At 69.4% G+C, this 14,913-nt stretch carries 20 protein-coding genes; 4 read left to right on the forward strand and 16 right to left on the reverse strand.

Annotated elements, in window-relative coordinates; all coding sequences use genetic code 11:
- From VLG41_RS19890 to VLG41_RS19905, 4 genes are all read right to left on the reverse strand, one after another.
- Nucleotides 1-458 (reverse strand): NAD(P)-binding domain-containing protein (locus VLG41_RS19890; protein WP_325351124.1); only part of this gene is annotated, 458 nt, incomplete at its 3' end.
- Between the two features lie 16 nt (nt 459-474).
- A complete protein-coding gene (gene secB / locus VLG41_RS19895; protein ID WP_325351125.1) occupies nt 475-933 on the reverse strand; it encodes a protein-export chaperone SecB in 459 nt (152 codons plus the stop codon).
- A 103-nt stretch (nt 934-1,036) separates the two neighbouring features.
- The gene (gene grxC, locus VLG41_RS19900) at nt 1,037-1,297 is read right to left on the reverse strand and encodes a glutaredoxin 3 (RefSeq protein ID WP_325351126.1); all 261 of its coding nucleotides are present in this window, start codon (nt 1,295-1,297) and stop codon (nt 1,037-1,039) included.
- 37 nt (nt 1,298-1,334) lie between these two features.
- On the reverse strand, nt 1,335-1,745 hold the full coding sequence (locus VLG41_RS19905) for a rhodanese-like domain-containing protein (protein WP_325351127.1): 411 nt from the start codon (nt 1,743-1,745) through the stop codon (nt 1,335-1,337).
- An 82-nt stretch (nt 1,746-1,827) separates the two neighbouring features.
- Here VLG41_RS19905 and gpmA point away from each other — a divergent pair, with 82 nt between their 5' ends.
- The 3 genes from gpmA to VLG41_RS19920 all read left to right on the forward strand — a co-directional run bounded on the left by gpmA (nt 1,828) and on the right by VLG41_RS19920 (nt 5,008).
- Nucleotides 1,828-2,571 (forward strand): 2,3-diphosphoglycerate-dependent phosphoglycerate mutase, encoded by a 744-nt coding sequence (gene gpmA / locus VLG41_RS19910; RefSeq protein ID WP_325351128.1) that lies wholly within the window; start codon nt 1,828-1,830, stop codon nt 2,569-2,571.
- A 141-nt stretch (nt 2,572-2,712) separates the two neighbouring features.
- On the forward strand, nt 2,713-4,191 hold the full coding sequence (locus tag VLG41_RS19915; RefSeq protein ID WP_325351129.1) for a S41 family peptidase: 1,479 nt from the start codon (nt 2,713-2,715) through the stop codon (nt 4,189-4,191).
- A 49-nt stretch (nt 4,192-4,240) separates the two neighbouring features.
- The gene (locus VLG41_RS19920; protein WP_325351130.1) at nt 4,241-5,008 is read left to right on the forward strand and encodes a molybdopterin-synthase adenylyltransferase MoeB; all 768 of its coding nucleotides are present in this window, start codon (nt 4,241-4,243) and stop codon (nt 5,006-5,008) included.
- Here VLG41_RS19920 and VLG41_RS19925 read toward each other — a convergent pair.
- The 8 genes from VLG41_RS19925 to folE all read right to left on the reverse strand — a co-directional run bounded on the left by VLG41_RS19925 (nt 4,994) and on the right by folE (nt 9,838).
- The gene (locus VLG41_RS19925; protein ID WP_325351131.1) at nt 4,994-5,524 is read right to left on the reverse strand and encodes a thermonuclease family protein; all 531 of its coding nucleotides are present in this window, start codon (nt 5,522-5,524) and stop codon (nt 4,994-4,996) included. The two genes, VLG41_RS19920 and VLG41_RS19925, sit on opposite strands and share 15 nt — an antisense overlap.
- Nucleotides 5,524-5,745 carry a hypothetical protein gene (locus tag VLG41_RS19930; protein WP_325351132.1) on the reverse strand — a complete coding sequence of 74 codons (222 nt, stop codon included), beginning with the start codon at nt 5,743-5,745 and terminating at the stop codon, nt 5,524-5,526. The genes VLG41_RS19925 and VLG41_RS19930 overlap by 1 nt, the downstream gene beginning before the upstream one ends.
- Nucleotides 5,746-5,894: 149 nt before the next feature.
- Entirely contained in the window at nt 5,895-6,365 is a 471-nt protein-coding gene (locus VLG41_RS19935) for a DM13 domain-containing protein (RefSeq protein ID WP_325351133.1), read from the reverse strand.
- Between the two features lie 52 nt (nt 6,366-6,417).
- The gene (locus VLG41_RS19940) at nt 6,418-6,921 is read right to left on the reverse strand and encodes a 6,7-dimethyl-8-ribityllumazine synthase (RefSeq protein WP_325351134.1); all 504 of its coding nucleotides are present in this window, start codon (nt 6,919-6,921) and stop codon (nt 6,418-6,420) included.
- Between the two features lies 1 nt (nt 6,922).
- The gene (locus VLG41_RS19945; RefSeq protein WP_325351164.1) at nt 6,923-7,756 is read right to left on the reverse strand and encodes a DUF429 domain-containing protein; all 834 of its coding nucleotides are present in this window, start codon (nt 7,754-7,756) and stop codon (nt 6,923-6,925) included.
- A gap of 20 nt (nt 7,757-7,776) precedes the next feature.
- Nucleotides 7,777-8,658: an EamA family transporter gene (locus VLG41_RS19950; RefSeq protein ID WP_325351135.1), complete on the reverse strand. Its 882-nt coding sequence runs from the start codon at nt 8,656-8,658 to the stop codon at nt 7,777-7,779.
- 4 nt (nt 8,659-8,662) lie between these two features.
- On the reverse strand, nt 8,663-9,085 hold the full coding sequence (locus VLG41_RS19955; RefSeq protein ID WP_325351136.1) for a BLUF domain-containing protein: 423 nt from the start codon (nt 9,083-9,085) through the stop codon (nt 8,663-8,665).
- A gap of 24 nt (nt 9,086-9,109) precedes the next feature.
- Nucleotides 9,110-9,838, reverse strand: coding sequence for a GTP cyclohydrolase I (folE, locus tag VLG41_RS19960; protein ID WP_325351137.1), 729 nt, complete (start codon nt 9,836-9,838; stop codon nt 9,110-9,112).
- A 103-nt stretch (nt 9,839-9,941) separates the two neighbouring features.
- On the opposite strand from folE, the gene VLG41_RS19965 reads away from it, so the two are divergent.
- Nucleotides 9,942-10,766, forward strand: a complete 825-nt coding sequence (locus VLG41_RS19965) for a hypothetical protein (RefSeq protein WP_325351138.1) — start codon at nt 9,942-9,944, stop codon at nt 10,764-10,766.
- Here the strand turns inward: VLG41_RS19965 and VLG41_RS19970 are convergent.
- The 4 genes from VLG41_RS19970 to ftsA form a co-directional block, all read right to left on the reverse strand.
- Nucleotides 10,763-10,939 carry a hypothetical protein gene (locus VLG41_RS19970; RefSeq protein WP_325351139.1) on the reverse strand — a complete coding sequence of 59 codons (177 nt, stop codon included), beginning with the start codon at nt 10,937-10,939 and terminating at the stop codon, nt 10,763-10,765. The genes VLG41_RS19965 and VLG41_RS19970 overlap by 4 nt on opposite strands.
- A gap of 13 nt (nt 10,940-10,952) precedes the next feature.
- Complete coding sequence (lpxC, locus tag VLG41_RS19975) at nt 10,953-11,876, reverse strand: UDP-3-O-acyl-N-acetylglucosamine deacetylase (RefSeq protein WP_325351140.1); 924 nt, start codon at nt 11,874-11,876, stop codon at nt 10,953-10,955.
- A 391-nt stretch (nt 11,877-12,267) separates the two neighbouring features.
- Nucleotides 12,268-13,482, reverse strand: coding sequence for a cell division protein FtsZ (gene ftsZ / locus VLG41_RS19980; protein ID WP_291020351.1), 1,215 nt, complete (start codon nt 13,480-13,482; stop codon nt 12,268-12,270).
- A 197-nt stretch (nt 13,483-13,679) separates the two neighbouring features.
- A complete protein-coding gene (ftsA, locus tag VLG41_RS19985; RefSeq protein ID WP_291020349.1) occupies nt 13,680-14,909 on the reverse strand; it encodes a cell division protein FtsA in 1,230 nt (409 codons plus the stop codon).
- Nucleotides 14,910-14,913 lie beyond the last annotated feature (4 nt).

The following is a 14,913-nucleotide window of genomic DNA, read 5'->3' on the forward strand; positions in this document are numbered from 1 at the left end:
CCCCGGGCCACCTCCTGGGCGAAGCTGGGGCCGCTCAGCACACCGGCGCGCAGGCCCGGCGCCACGGCGGCGGCGATCTCGTGGCCCATCAGGCCGGGTTCGTCGGGCGAGGCGGCCCGTTCGAAGCCCTTGCACAGCCAGGCCACGGGCACGGCCAGGCCGCGCAGTTCGCTCAACCAGCCGCGCAGCGCGGCCATGGGTGTGGCCACGACGACCAGATCGGCGTCGGCCACCCAGGGTGCCGCCTCACCGGAGACCACGCTCAGGTCCTCGGGCAAGGCCAGGCCCGGCAGGTAGCGCCGGTTCTCGCACTCGCGGTCGATGGCGATGGCCTGCGCCGGGTCGCGCGCCCACAGTCTCACGCGGGTGGCGCCCTGGCGCGCGGCCGAAATGGCCAGCGCCGTGCCCCAGGCGCCGGCGCCCAGCACCAGGGTGCGTGCGGGGACGGCTTGCGTCATGCGTTCGGGAACGCGATCAGGTGATGATGCGCGGCGCCTCGGCCGTGTCCTGGCCGGCCTGCTGCTGTTCGTACATGGCCTGGAAGTTGATCTCCGCCAGGTGCACGGGCGGGAAGCCGGCGCGCTGGATCAGGTCGGCCACGTTGCCGCGCAGGTAGGGGTAGACGATCTGCGGGCAGGCGATGCCCATGATCGGGCCCATCTGCTCGTCGGGCAGGTGGCGGATTTCGAAGATGCCGGCCTGCTTGGCCTCGACCAGGAACACGGTCTTGTCCTTGATCTTGGTGGTGACGGTGGCGGTCACGCGCACCTCGAACACGCCATCGGCCACGGGCTGGGCGTCCACGCCGAGCTGGATGTCCACCGTGGGCTGCTCCTGTTCGAGCAGGATGGCCGGCGAGTTGGGCTGCTCCAGCGAGGCCTCTTTCAGATAGATGCGCTGGATCTGGAAAACGGGCGTGTCGGTGTCGGCCATGGTGCGTCTCGGGTGTATCGGGAATGAAAAAGCCCGCCGGGGAAGTCCCTCAGCGGGCACAGCGGCTGATTATGTCAGCCGCCAATGACAGATTGACAGCGCGTCAGGCCGCCTGCAGCAGCGGCACCAGGCCGCCGCGCGCGTCCAGCGCGTGCAGGTCGTCGCTGCCGCCCACGTGGGTGTCGCCGATGAAGATCTGCGGCACGCTGGTGCGCCCGGCCCGCTTCGTCATCTCCGCGCGCAACTCGGGCCGGCCGTCCACCACGATCTCCTCGTAGTCCGTCACGCCGCGGGCCTGCAGCAGGGCCTTGGCGCGGTGGCAGTAGGGACAGTAATCGCTGGAGTAGATGGTGACCTTGGACATTGGGCTTTCGGCTGTTCGGCGGGGAAAACCCGAATGATCAGGCTTTCTCCACCGGCAGGCCGGCGGTGCGCCAGGCACCCATGCCGCCGGTCAGGGATTGGGCGTTCTCGTAACCCAGTTTCTTCGCCAGCGCCACGCCCCGGTTGGCGCGCGCACCGGTCGGGCAGACGAAGATCAGCGGCAGGGCCTTGTTCTTGACCGCGCCGGGCAGCTTGGCCTCCAGCTCGTCCAGGGGCACGTGTTTGGCCCCGACGATGTGGCCTTCGGCGAATTCCTTGGCGTCGGAGACGTCGATCACGACCGCCTTCTGGCGGTTCATCAGCGTCACGGCGTCGGCGGCGTTGAGGGTGCCGGTTCTGCCGCCGGCCTTGACGGCGGGCCACACCAGCAGGGCGCCCGACACGAACGCCACGGCGATCAGGACCCAGTTCTCGATGAAGAAGCTCACGGTGATACCTTGGTGGGAAAGGCCGCGATTCTAAAATGCGCGGTTTCCGATCCTTCCGGCGCCCGGCGCCCCGCACTCCGCCATGCACAAGCTCGTCCTGATCCGCCACGGCGAATCCACCTGGAACCTCGAAAACCGCTTCACCGGCTGGACCGACGTGGATCTGACCCCCACCGGCGTGGCGCAGGCCCAGGAAGCCGCCCGCCTGCTCAAGGCCGAGGGCTACGACTTCGACATCGCCTACACCAGCGTGCTCAAGCGGGCCATTCACACCCTGTGGCACGTGCTGGACGGCATGGACCGCACCTGGCTGCCGGTGGTGAAGAACTGGCGCCTGAACGAGCGCCACTACGGCGCCCTGCAGGGCTTGAACAAGGCCGACATGGCCGCCCAATACGGCGACGAGCAGGTGCTGGTCTGGCGCCGCAGCTACGACACGCCCCCGCCCGCCCTGGACCCGGCCGACCCGCGCAGCGAGCGCGGCGACCGCCGCTACGCCCGCCTCAAACCCGAGGAAGTGCCGCTGACCGAGTGCCTGAAGGACACCGTGGCGCGCGTCATGCCCTTCTGGAACGAGGCGCTGGCGCCGGCCATCGAGTCGGGCAAGCGCGTGGTGGTGGCCGCGCACGGCAACAGCATCCGCGCCCTGGTGAAGTACCTCGACGGCATCTCCGACGCCGACATCGTGGGCCTGAACATCCCCAATGGCATTCCGCTGGTGTACGAGCTGGACGCGCAGCTCAAGCCGATCCGCCACTACTACCTGGGCGACGCCGAGGCCGCCGCCCAGGCCGCCGCCGCGGTGGCGACTCAGGGTAAAGCCTGAGTCGCCGCGCCCCCACCCGCCGGGGCGTGCAAAACCGCCGCCGGCCGGCGGGGAACCCTCACGAACGCCCATTCTCCAAGGTGTATATTGGCCCGCCGCAGGGCCAAGGGCCCTTGACGGGCAGTTTGCAAAGGTGATTCCATGACGAAGCGGGTCGGATCCAGGCTCAGAACCGTTGGCTGGGTGGCCATTGGCGCAGTGGCGGGTGCACTCACCACGGTGCAATTGCAGGCGGTGGCGCGCAACACGCTCAACCCCCTGCCGCTGGAAGAACTCCAGCAACTCGCCGCCGTGTTCGGCATGGTCAAGACGGACTATGTGGAGCCGGTGGACGAGAAGAAGCTCATCTCGGACGCCATCTCGGGCATGGTCGCCAGCCTCGACCCGCATTCCCAGTACTTCGACAAGAAGTCCTTCAAGGAATTCCGCGAGGGCACCAGCGGCCGCTTCGTGGGCGTGGGCATCGAGATCACCATGGAAGACGGCCTGGTCAAGGTGGTCTCGCCGATCGAGGACTCGCCCGCCTTTCGCGCCGGTCTCAAGAGCGGCGACCTGATCACCCGCATCGACGACACCGCCGTCAAAGGCCTGGACATCAACCAGGCGGTGAAGCTCATGCGCGGCGAGCCGCGCACCAAGGTGCTGCTGAGCATCCTGCGCAAGGACGAGGACCGCAGCTTCACCGTCACCATCACGCGCGAAGAGATCAAGACCGTGAGCGTCAAGTCGCGCTCGATCGAACCGGGCTACTCGTGGGTGCGCGTCTCGCAGTTCCAGGAACGCACCATGGAGGACTTCACGCGCAAGCTGGAAGACCTCTACCGCGCCGACCCGAACATGAAGGGCCTGGTGCTCGACCTGCGCAACGACCCGGGCGGCCTGCTCGACGCGGCCGTGGGCCTGTCGGCCGTGTTCCTGCCCGAGAACGTGACCGTGGTGTCCACCAACGGCCAGCTCGCCGAGAGCCAGTTCATCTACAAGGCCATTCCGCAGCACTACCTGCGCCGTGGCGGCAACGACCCGATCCGCCGCCTGACCGAGAACACCAAGGGCTTCTACAAGCGGGTGCCCATGGTGGTGCTGGTCAACGAAGGCTCGGCCTCGGCCAGCGAGATCGTCGCCGGCGCCCTGCAGGACCACAAGCGCGCCACCGTCATGGGCAGCCAGACCTTCGGCAAGGGTTCGGTGCAGACGGTGCGCCCGCTTGGCCCCGACACCGGCCTCAAGCTCACCACCGCGCGTTACTACACGCCCTCGGGCACGTCCATCCAGGGCAAGGGCATCGTGCCCAACGTGATGGTCGACGAGACCGCCGACGGCAACCTGTTCGCCGCCCTGCGCACGCGCGAGGCCGACCTGAACAACAGCCTGGGCAGCACGCCGCACGGCCCCATGACCGACGCGCAGCGCGACGCCGAGCAAAAGCGCGAGGAAGCGCGCGAGGCCGCCCGCAAGAAGCTGGAAGAAGAAGCGCGCAAGAACCCGGGCCAGCGTCTGGTGCCCGAGTTCGGCAGCGACAAGGACTTCCAGCTCGTGCAGGCCATCAACCAGCTCAAGGGCCAGCCGGTGGTGGTCAGCAAGTCGCAGACCGTGCGCACCGAAGAGAAGAAAGAGAACTGAGCCCCCGGCGGGCCGGCGCCCGGCCCGCCGCCCTCTCGCGCGAGACCGCGTGAACGACGCCCAACTGCTGCGCTACTCGCGCCACATCCTGCTCGACGAACTCGGTGTCGAAGGCCAGGAGCGCCTGCTGGGTTCGCACGCCCTGCTCATCGGCGCGGGCGGCCTGGGCTCACCGGTGGCGCTCTACCTGGGCAGTGCGGGCGTGGGCCGCATCACCGTGGTCGACCACGACACGGTGGACGAGACCAACCTGCAGCGCCAGATCGCGCACAACCTGGCGCGCGTGGGGCGGCCCAAGGCCGACTCGGTGCGCGAGGCCATCGCCGCCATCAACCCCGACGTGCAGGTCAACGCCATTCGACAGCGCGCCGACGAGGCCTTGCTCGATGCCCTGGTGCCCACGGCCGACGTGGTGATCGATGGCTGCGACAACTTCGCCACGCGGCAGATGGTCAACCGCGCCTGCGTACGCCACCGCAGGCCACTGGTCTCGGGCGCTGCCATCCGGCTCGACGGTCAGCTCGCCGTGTTCGATGCGCGCGAGGCCGAGGCGCCCTGCTACGCCTGCGTGTTCCCGCCCCAGGCGGACGTGGAAGAGGTGCGCTGCGCCACCATGGGCGTGTTCGCGCCGCTGGTGGGCATCGTGGGCACCTTGCAGGCGGCCGAGGCGCTGAAAATCCTCTCGGGCCTGGGCTCGCGGCTCACCGGCCGCTTGCTCATGGTCGACGGTCGCGAGCTGGCTTTCCACGAGATCGCGCTCAAGCGCGACCCGGCCTGTCCGGTCTGCGGTTCAAGCCACGGATCAGCGGACCGCTGAAGCCGGCGCGGGCCAGGGCGGTTCGCATGGGCCGTGGCGGCGCCGGAAATCGCGCGGTGCTTCTGGCGGCTCACCATCCTTTTTCCATAGACCTCGCCTCGCCGCCCGCGCCTGGTCTTCGTGCATCACGTAGACCCCTTGGCCCCGCCAACGCGAGGCCCAGGCCCAGCCGGTGCGCACCAGCCAGGCGTTCATGTCCTCTCCATCGCGCTCGATGACCACGAGCCCGCGGCCGTAGCTGTCGTGCGCACGCTCGCGCACGGTCACGGCCTGCTCCAGAAGCCGCGCCGCCAGGGCATCGCGCGCGGCCACGCCCATGGCCTGGCAGATCTCGGGGGCGTCCAGCCCGTCCAGCCGCAGCTTGCGCCAGCGCCCGCCGGCGGCGGGCTGCACCCACACGGTATCGGCGTCGAACACGCGCGTCACGCGCGCCGCGTACACCGCGTCATCGCCCCACGACGCCGCGGTGACACCGGCCAGCAGCGCGCCGGCCGCCACCACCGCCAGGCGCCGCATCAGCCCTTGCGGCCGCCCATGACCAGCAGCACCACACCCACGGCGATGGCGCCGATGCCGGCCCACACGGGCACGTTGATGGTTTCCTTCTGCTTCACCGACAGCTCGACCGGGCCGAGCTTCACGGCCTCGGTGTCCTTGGTGTAGGTGAAGCTGCCCATGACGAGGCCGACGGCCCCCGCCACGATGAGCACGATACCGACGACTTTGGCGAGATTCATGGTGGCTCCGTTGCTGGGTGAGAGAGGCCCGATGATGCACCAGTCCGCACCAGGCGCCGGACGGGTCCGCGGCCTCGGCCACGGCCACGGCCAAGGCCGGGGGAGTCAGCAGGCCGAGCGACCCGGGGCCCGGGTTCGACCGGTGGGCGTCATCGGTACTGCGCGGCCGTGATGAACTGCTGGAAGGTCTCGCACCAGACGATGACCGTGTTGAAGCCCTGCGGCTCCACGCCGGGCGGCAGCTCGACGATGAAGTTCTCGAAGGTTTTCACGTCGCCCACGCGCCGCATGCGTGGCTTCAGTCGCGCGAAATCGGCCTCGGTCTCCACGAACTCGGGCGAGAGGTAGAGCTTGTAGTCGGGCCCCGGTGCCAGGCGCCCGCGAAGCGCGATGCGCGTGGCGCCCACGCTCACCTCGCCCTCGCCCCAATGCAGCGCATCGCTGTCCTTCAGGTCGCGGCGGAAGTGGCCGGTGAACAGCGCGCCCTCGCTGGCCCGCCCGATCTGCTGCGCATCGGGCGGCGGCGGCGCGATCAGCAAGGGCAGTGTGTAGATGCCGGCGGCAAAGCCCACGGCCAACACCAGGCCGTGGGACAGGGTGAGCCAGATGAAACGCTTCATGGGTCGCGCTCCTGTCGGTGGGGTACCGTGAGTCGCCCCAGGCCCCGCGGTCTTACCGCCGGGCGTCCAGGCCACGCAGGCCGGCCACCGTGCTCAGCAGCGCCTGCGCGGCCTCGCTGCCCTTGGCACCGAAGTGCTGCTGCAGGAACTTGCGGTGCTCCACGTGTTCGTGGAAGTGGTGCGGCGCCTGCACCGCGCAGATCACGGGCACGCCGGTCTTCAGTTGCACGTCCATCAGCGCCCGCACCACGGTGTCGGCGACGAAGTCGTGCCGGTACACGCCGCCATCGACCACCAGCGCGCTGCCCACCACGGCCGCGTAGCGCCCCGACTGCGCCAGGCGCTGCACGTGCAGCGGAATCTCGAAGGCACCCGCGACGTCGAACACGTCGATGGCCTCGGGGCCGAAGCCGGCGCGCGCCATCTCGGCGAAGAAGGCGTCGCGCGAGCGCTGGACGATGTCGGCGTGCCAGGAGGCCTCGACGAAAGCGAAGCGCAGCTCGCGCGGCAACTGGGGCGGGTCGATGAGGGGAGGTGCTTCGGCCATGAAGGACATTCTAGGAGCCGACGATCCAGCCTTCGAGGGGGTCGAAGTCGGGCAGGCCCCAGCGCGCATCGCCGGCGCGGTGGCGCTGCAGCGCCCAGGCGGCCTGCAGCAGGCACAGCACGGCGTCGAGCCGGTCGCCGCTGGCGTCGTCGGCCAGGTCATCGCGCTGCGCGTGGGTGAGCCGCAGGCGCAGGCCCGCGGCCTGCAACAGCGGCGCCTGGCCGTTCTCCAGCGCGTTGATGAGGGTCTTGCGCGCGATCAGGCGCTCGCCGGTCTGCTTCGCCCGGTCGTCGCTCTTGTAGGAGGTGGCGCCCAGCACGCTGCGCGCGAGCAGGCCCGGGTAGGCCTCCAGCGCCACGCGCTGTGGGTCGCCGTCGAGCAGACCGGGCAGGCGCGCACCGGCGGCGATCAGGCGCGGCACGCCCGCGTGCATCATGAAAGCCACAGGCGGGTTGACCCACTTCATGCTCGGGCTGGAGCCGGCCGGGCCATCCGTGGCGCGGTGCGCGAACTTGGCACCCACCGGGCGCGCGCCGCAAAAGGCGGCGAAGGCCTCGCGGATGGCCGCGCGCGGCAGCGCTGCGTAGTGCGCCATGCAGGCGCGCCACTCCAGCGGCCAGCCCAGGGCCTGCACCAGCTCGCGCGGCAGGCCGAAGGGCAGGTCAAATCCGCCCACCCAGGGGCCGGGCGCGTGCAGCCGTTCGGCCCAGGCGTCCAGCGACTCGAAGCGCTCGATGGCGTCCAGCACCACGCGGCCCCGCTGCTCTCGGCCCACGGCCAGCACGATCGGCTTGCGCCGCGTCGGCGCGCTGGTGAAATCGCAACCGAGCAGCGTGAACTCCATGGCGGCGGCGCTCACCGGTTTCAGGCCAGGGCCAAGGCCGCCACGCCCAGGCCGATGCACAGCGCGCCGAGGATGCGCAGGCCACGGTCGCCCTCGCGCAGCAGGTGGCCGCCGATGAGCGCGGCGAACAGCATGGACACCTCGCGCGCGGGCGCCACGTGCGACAGCGGCGCGCGCTGCATGGCGAACAGCACCAGCACGTAGGCCACCGGGCTGAACACCGCCACCAGCAGCGCGTGGCGCCACTGCAGCCGCCACAGGCGCAGGGCTTCGGCCCGGTCGCGCAGCACGCGCGGCGAGAACAGCACCAGGCGCACCAAGTTGCCCATGTAGTCCAGCACGATGGGCGACACCAGCAGCACCTTGACGGTGTAGCCGTCGACCACCGAATAGGCCGCGATGGACAGGCCCGTGAGCGCGCCGTAATACAACCCGCGGTGCAGGCGTTCGCGCGCCGCTGCGTCGTGCGCCGCGCGCCACAGGCCCGGCCCGCCGGCGATGAGGAAGACCCCGCCCACCACCGCCGCGATGCCTGCCCCGCCGAGCGCGCTGATCCGCTCACCCAGAAACAGCACCGCCACCAGGGCCGTGATCAGCGGACCACTGCCGCGCGCCAGCGGGTACACCACCGTGAGGTCGGCGCGCCGATAGCCCCGCAGCAGCGTGGTGAAGTAGAAGACGTGGATGACACCGCTGGCCACCACCATGGCCCATTCCATGGCGCCCCAGCGCGGCAGTTCCGCGCGCGCGAACCACCAGCCCACCGGGGCCCAGATGACGGCGATCAGCGCGGAGGAGAACCAGGCGAAGCGCGTGTCGCCGCCCGCGTGTTTGGCGGCGATGTTCCAGCCGGCGTGGATCAGGCCCGCGAGCAGGACGAGCAGGAAGGCGTCGAGCGACACCTTCTCAGGCGCGGCCGATGATGCTGGCCGTGGCCATCAGCTCTTCGAGCAGCGCCAGCGAGACCTCACCCGACACGGCGTACGGGTCCAGCTCGGGGCGCTCGGAGTACTTGAGCACGATGGAGGTATTGAGTTTGGCGAGGTTGACCTGGCCCATGGTCCAGCCGCCGAAGCGGCGCTCGGTGATTTCCTGGTAGTGCAGCAGCACCACGTCCTTGTGGCGAGGGTCGGCCACGATGTGGTTGTAGAGCAGGTTGACGGCACCGCGCCCGCCCTCGATGGCCTGCAGAAAGATGCCGCCGCCGTAACACAGCACGCCCGTGATGCCGTGCGACACGTTGTGCTGGCGGGACGACTCGAGAATGCCTTCGATGGCCTTGGGGTCCTTGTCGACGGCGCGGCTGACATAGAGCAGGCGGACCAGCATGGTGGGCTTCTTTGCGAAAAAGGGTCAGCGGGGAACGAGGGCCAGGAATTCGCGGCGCAGGTTGGCGTCCTTGAGGAAGACACCGCGCATCACGGAGTTGATCATCTTGCTGTCCATGTCCTTCACGCCGCGCCAGGCCATGCAGTAGTGGCTGGCCTCCATCACGATGGCCAGGCCATCGGGCTGCGTCTTTTCCTGGATCAGGTCGGCCAGCTGGATCACGGCCTCTTCCTGGATCTGCGGGCGGCCCATGATCCACTCGGCCAGGCGCGCGTACTTGGACAGGCCGATGACGTTGGTGTGCTCGTTGGGCATGACGCCGATCCACAGCTTGCCGATGACGGGGCAGAAGTGGTGGCTGCAGGCGCTGCGCACGGTGATCGGGCCCACGATCATGAGCTCGTTGAGGTGCTCGGCGTTGGGGAATTCGGTGACCGCGGGACCCTTCACATAGCGTCCCGCGAAGACCTCCTTGAGGTACATCTTGGCCACGCGGCGCGCGGTGTTGCCGGTGTTGTGGTCGCTCTCGGTGTCGATCACCATCGACTCGAGCACGCCCTGCATCTTCTCGGTGACCTCGTCGAGCAGCTTCTCCAGCTCGCCGGGCTGGATGAACTCGGCGATGTTGTCGTTGGAGTGGAAACGCTGCCTCGCGGCCTTCAGGCGTTCGCGGATCTTGACGGACACGGGCACGCCTTCGTCGCCGGAAGGCGGCGTGGCCGGGGTCTGGTCAGGGTCGGTCTTCATGAGCATCGGGCATGCTAACACTGGCGCCCATTTCCCCCCGGTGTATGGCCTTGCGCGCCCCGGCAGGATCGGCCCGGGCGGCGTGGGCCACCGCTTCAGGAGAACGCGAATGACGGACTGGCGATGGTGCGGCCGGCGGCGGCTGGTGGGACTCGTGCTGGGGGGCATCGGCGCCCTCGCGGGCTGCACGAACGATGCCTTCGATCCCTGGCTGGGGCCGCGCCGGCCCCGGGAGGGCGCCGAACGCGACCTCGCCACCCGTTCCGAACTGAGCGACCTCGACAAGTACAGGCTGCTGGAGAAGCAGGCGATCGCACCGGCGCTGCTCGCTGACCTGGCCCGCTCCCCGTCGAGGGCGATCCGCGCCCACGTGGCCGTGAACCCCGCCACGCCGGCCGACACCCTGGTCGCCCTGGCCGCCGACCCCGACATTGGCGTGCGCCAGTACACCGCTTCTCACCCCCACCTGCCTCGATCCGCATTGCAAGGCTTGCTGTCGGACCCGAGCGCCTTGGTGCGCGACGCCGCCCTGGCCTCGCCGGTCTGGCAGGCCGAGGAGCTGTGGACCCTGTACCGCCAAGGCCACAACGGCGACGCCATCGCGGGCAACCCCCATGCGCCCGCGGCGCTGCTGATGGCGATCGCCCGCCGCGGCCGGGGCTCCTCACTGCTGGGTTTCCAACTGGCGCGCAGCCCGCAGATCACACCCGAGATCGAGGCTTTCGTGCTGGCGGGCGGATCGGGCGGCACGGACAAGCTGACGCTGCTGCGCAATCCGCGGCTGTCCTGCCCCACGCTGCTGAGCTTGGCCAGCGACCCGCAGCCCCACATCGCGCAACGCGCACGCGAAGCCATCGAGCGGCGCCACAGCGCCGGACAGGGGTGTCGCGTGAAGGGCGGGCCTGAGCAGGCGCCGACGAGGCCAGCGCGCTAGAGCAGCCGCTCCAATGCCAGCACCGCGAAGAACCCCAGGGCCGCGATCACCGTCCACTTGAGGATCACCAGGCCCCACTGGCGGTAGCGCGCCTGGCCGGTGCCGATGTAGAAGGCGAAGCACACGCCCGCCGCGATCAGCAGCAGCAGAACGGTCCAGCGGAACAGCTGCATGCGCGGACCCGGCTCACCAGGCGGGCGCGACCTGGGCGAAGCCCTGCGGGGCCTCGCGCTCGTTGTCGAAGCTCACGATCTGGTAGGACTGCGGCCGCTCCAGCAGCGCGCGCAGCAGCTGGTTGTTCATGGCGTGGCCGCTGCGGAAGGCGCTGTACGCGGCCAGCAGCGGCTTGCCCACGATGTGCAGGTCGCCCATGGCGTCGAGGATCTTGTGCTTGGCGAACTCGTCGCCGTAGCGCAGGCCGTCGGCGTTGAGCACCTTCACGTCGTCCATGACGATGGCGTTGTCCAGCCCGCCGCCCAGCGCCAGGCCATGCGAGCGCATCATCTCCACGTCCTTGGTGAAGCCGAAGGTGCGGGCGCGCGCGATCTCGCGCGCGTAGTTGCCACTGCCCAGATCGAACTCGACGCGCTGGCCGGAGGCGTTGACGGCCGGGTGGTCGAACTCGATCTCGAAGCTGAGCTTGTAGCCGTGGTACGGGTCGAGCCGCGCCCACTTGAGGCCGCGGCCCTCGCCTTCGCGCACCTCGACCGGCTCGACGATGCGGATGAAGCGCTTGGGCACGTTCTGCGCCACGATGCCGGCGCTTTGCAGCAGGTAGACGAAGGAGGCGGAGGAGCCGTCGAGGATGGGGACTTCCTCGGCGGTGATGTCGATGAGCAGGTTGTCCAGCCCCAGGCCGGCGCAGGCGCTCATGAGGTGCTCGATGGTGTGCACCTTGGCGCCACCGTTGGAGATGGTGGAGGCCAGGCGGGTGTCGCTGACAGAGAGGGCGTTGACGGGGATGTCCACGGGCTCGGGCAGGTCGACGCGCCGGAACACGATGCCGGTGTCGGGGGCGGCGGGGCGCAGCGTCAGCTCAACGCGCTGACCGCTGTGCAGGCCGACGCCGACCGCCTTGGTCAGGGATTTGAGGGTGCGTTGAGCGAGCATCCTCGGATTGTAGTTTTCACGGCCCCAGAGCATGGTTGCAAATGGCGATGGCCTTAATAGGTTTGGGTTCTCGAAGCGTCTTTCTCCGGAGGGGTCGGTCATCGGCGCTCGGGTGTCCGGCTCCGCGACTGTCCCCCGGAGCGGATCGCTGGCGCGCTCCGCTCCTCCTCCTTTATGTCGCTACGCCGGACACCCGATCACCGACGACCTCGTTGGCACTCGGTCTGTTGGTGCGCAGCCGTGCCTGTTGCTCGCGGACGCTGGGTGCCCTGCGTAGCGAAATAAAGGGGGAGGACGGCGCAGCCGTCCGGAGGACATTCGCGGAGCAGGGCACCCAGTGGCCGCGAGCCCGCGAGGTGCAGGCTCGCTACCGCCACGAACGCAGACAACCTCAATCCGCCTGCTTACGAAGGAAAGCAGGAATCTCGAAGTCGTCCATGCCCCCGGAAGCCAGCGCATCCACCTTGGCCGCCGCCTGCGTGCGGTTGGTGCGCCACACGCTGGGCACCGCCATGTGCTGGTAGTCCGGCTGGGCCGAGCCCGCGCCCGGGCCGCCCACGGCCTGGTTCACCGTCGGCACGTTGAACGGCACATCGTCCGTGCCCGTGCGCAGCACCTGCAGCGGCGGCTGGCGGCGCTGCTGACCCTGGCGCGACAGACCCGTCGCCACCACCGTCACGCGCATCTCGTCGCCCAGGCTGTCGTCGTAAGCGGCGCCGTAGATCACGTGCGACTCGGCCGAGGCGTAGGCGCGGATCGTGTTCATCGCCAGCTTGGACTCGGCCAGCTTCAGCGAGCCCTTGGCCGCCGTCACCAGCACCAGCACGCCCTTGGCGCCGGACAGGTCGATGCCTTCCAGAAGCGGGCAGGCCACGGCCTGCTCGGCGGCGATGCGCGCGCGGTCGGGGCCGGCCGCGGTGGCGGTGCCCATCATGGCCTTGCCGGGCTCGCCCATCACCGTGCGCACGTCCTCGAAGTCGACGTTGACGTTGCCGTACTCGTTGATGATCTCGGCGATGCCGCCCACGGCGTTCTTCAGCACGTCGTTGGCGTGCGCGAAGGCCTCGTCCTGGGTGATGTCGTCGCCCAGCACCTCCAGCAGCTTCTCGTTGAGCACCACGATCAGCGAGTCCACGTTGGCCTCGAGTTCGGCCAGGCCCTGGTCGGCGTTGACCATGCGGCGACCGCCCTCCCAGTCGAAGGGCTTGGTCACCACGCCCACGGTGAGGATGCCCATCTCCTTGGCCACGCGCGCGATCACGGGGGCCGCGCCGGTGCCGGTGCCGCCGCCCATGCCGGCGGTGATGAACAGCATGTGCGCGCCTTCGATGGCTTCGCGGATGGCGTCCACGGCGCCCTCGGCCGCCTCGCGGCCCTTCTCGGGCTTGCTGCCCGCGCCCAGGCCGGTGATGCCGAGCTGGATGGTCTTGTGCGACGCGCTGCGGGCCAGGGCCTGAGCGTCGGTGTTGGCGCAGATGAACTCCACGCCCTGGACCTGGCGGGCGATCATGTGCTCGACCGCGTTGCCGCCGCCGCCGCCCACGCCGATGACCTTGATCTGCGTGCCCAGGTTGAATTCTTCAACTTCGATCATTTCGATGCTCATTGGGTGCTCCTTTGCAGTTGCCTGTTGTGTTGCCGTGTTGCCGGCGATGCTCTGAATGTGAAAACGGAAATCAGGGAGAAACGGTTCGGGTCATCCGGGAGGCCCGGTGTGCTCGTCACACCGTCCTCGTCGTCGGCGCCGCCCCGGCGGCCGCCACTGGGGCGGGCCGTGCGTGGTGAGGGGGATCGTCGCGGCCATCAGAACGTTCCCATGAACCAGTTCTTCACGCGCTCGAAGGTGCCCGACACCGAGCCCGCCTTCTGCGCCACCTTGTGGCCGCGCACGCGCGCCAGGCGCGCCTCTTCGAGCAGGCCCATCACCGTGGCGGCGCGCGTCTGCGCCACCATGTCCGACAGCGCGCTGTGGTAGTTGGGCACGCCGCGGCGCACCGGCTTGAGGAAGATGTCCTCGCCGAGCTCCACCATGCCGGGCATGACGGCGCTGCCACCGGTGAGCACGATGCCGCTGGAGAGCATTTCCTCGTGGCCGCTGTCGCGCAGCACCTGTTGCACGAGCGAGAAGATCTCCTCCACGCGCGGCTCGATCACGCCGGCCAGGGCCTGCTTGCCCAACAGGCGCGGACCGCGATCGCCCAGGCCCGGCACCTCCACTTGGGTGTCCGGGTCGGCCAGCAACTGCTTGGCGCAGCCGCTTTCCACCTTGATGTCCTCGGCGTCCTTGGTGGGCGTGCGCAGCGCCATGGCGATGTCGCTGGTGATCAGGTCGCCAGCGATCGGGATCACCGCCGTGTGGCGGATCGCGCCGCCCGAGAAGATGGCCACGTCGGTGGTGCCGGCGCCGATGTCCACCAGCGCCACGCCGAGTTCCTTTTCGTCGTCGGTGAGGATGGCCTGGCTGCTGGCCAGCGGGTTGAGCATGAGCTGGTCGACCTCCAGCCCGCAACGGCGCACGCACTTGATGATGTTCTCGGCCGCGCTCTGCGCGCCGGTGACGATGTGCACCTTGGCCTCCAGGCGGATGCCGCTCATGCCGATCGGCTCCTTCACCTCCTGGCCGTCGATCACGAACTCCTGCGGCTCCACCAGCAGCAGGCGCTGGTCGGTGGAGATGTTGATGGCCTTGGCGGTCTCGATCACGCGCGCCACGTCGGTGGCGCTGACCTCGCGGTCCTTGATGGCCACCATGCCGCTGCTGTTGATGCCGCGGATGTGACTGCCGGTGATGCCGGTGTAGACGCGCGCGATGCGGCAGTCGGCCATGAGCTCGGCCTCTTTCAGCGCCTGCTGGATGCTCTGCACCGTCGCGTCGATGTTGACCACCACGCCGCGCTTCAAGCCATGGCTCGCGGCCACGCCCAGTCCGGCGAGCTTGAGCGTGCCGCCGGGCTGTACCTCGGCCACCACCACCATGATCTTGGCGGTGCCGATGTCGAGTCCGACGACGAGGTCCTTGTATTCCTTGGGCATGATG

This window comes from Hydrogenophaga sp. (assembly GCF_035481345.1).
Lineage (GTDB): Bacteria > Pseudomonadota > Gammaproteobacteria > Burkholderiales > Burkholderiaceae_C > Hydrogenophaga.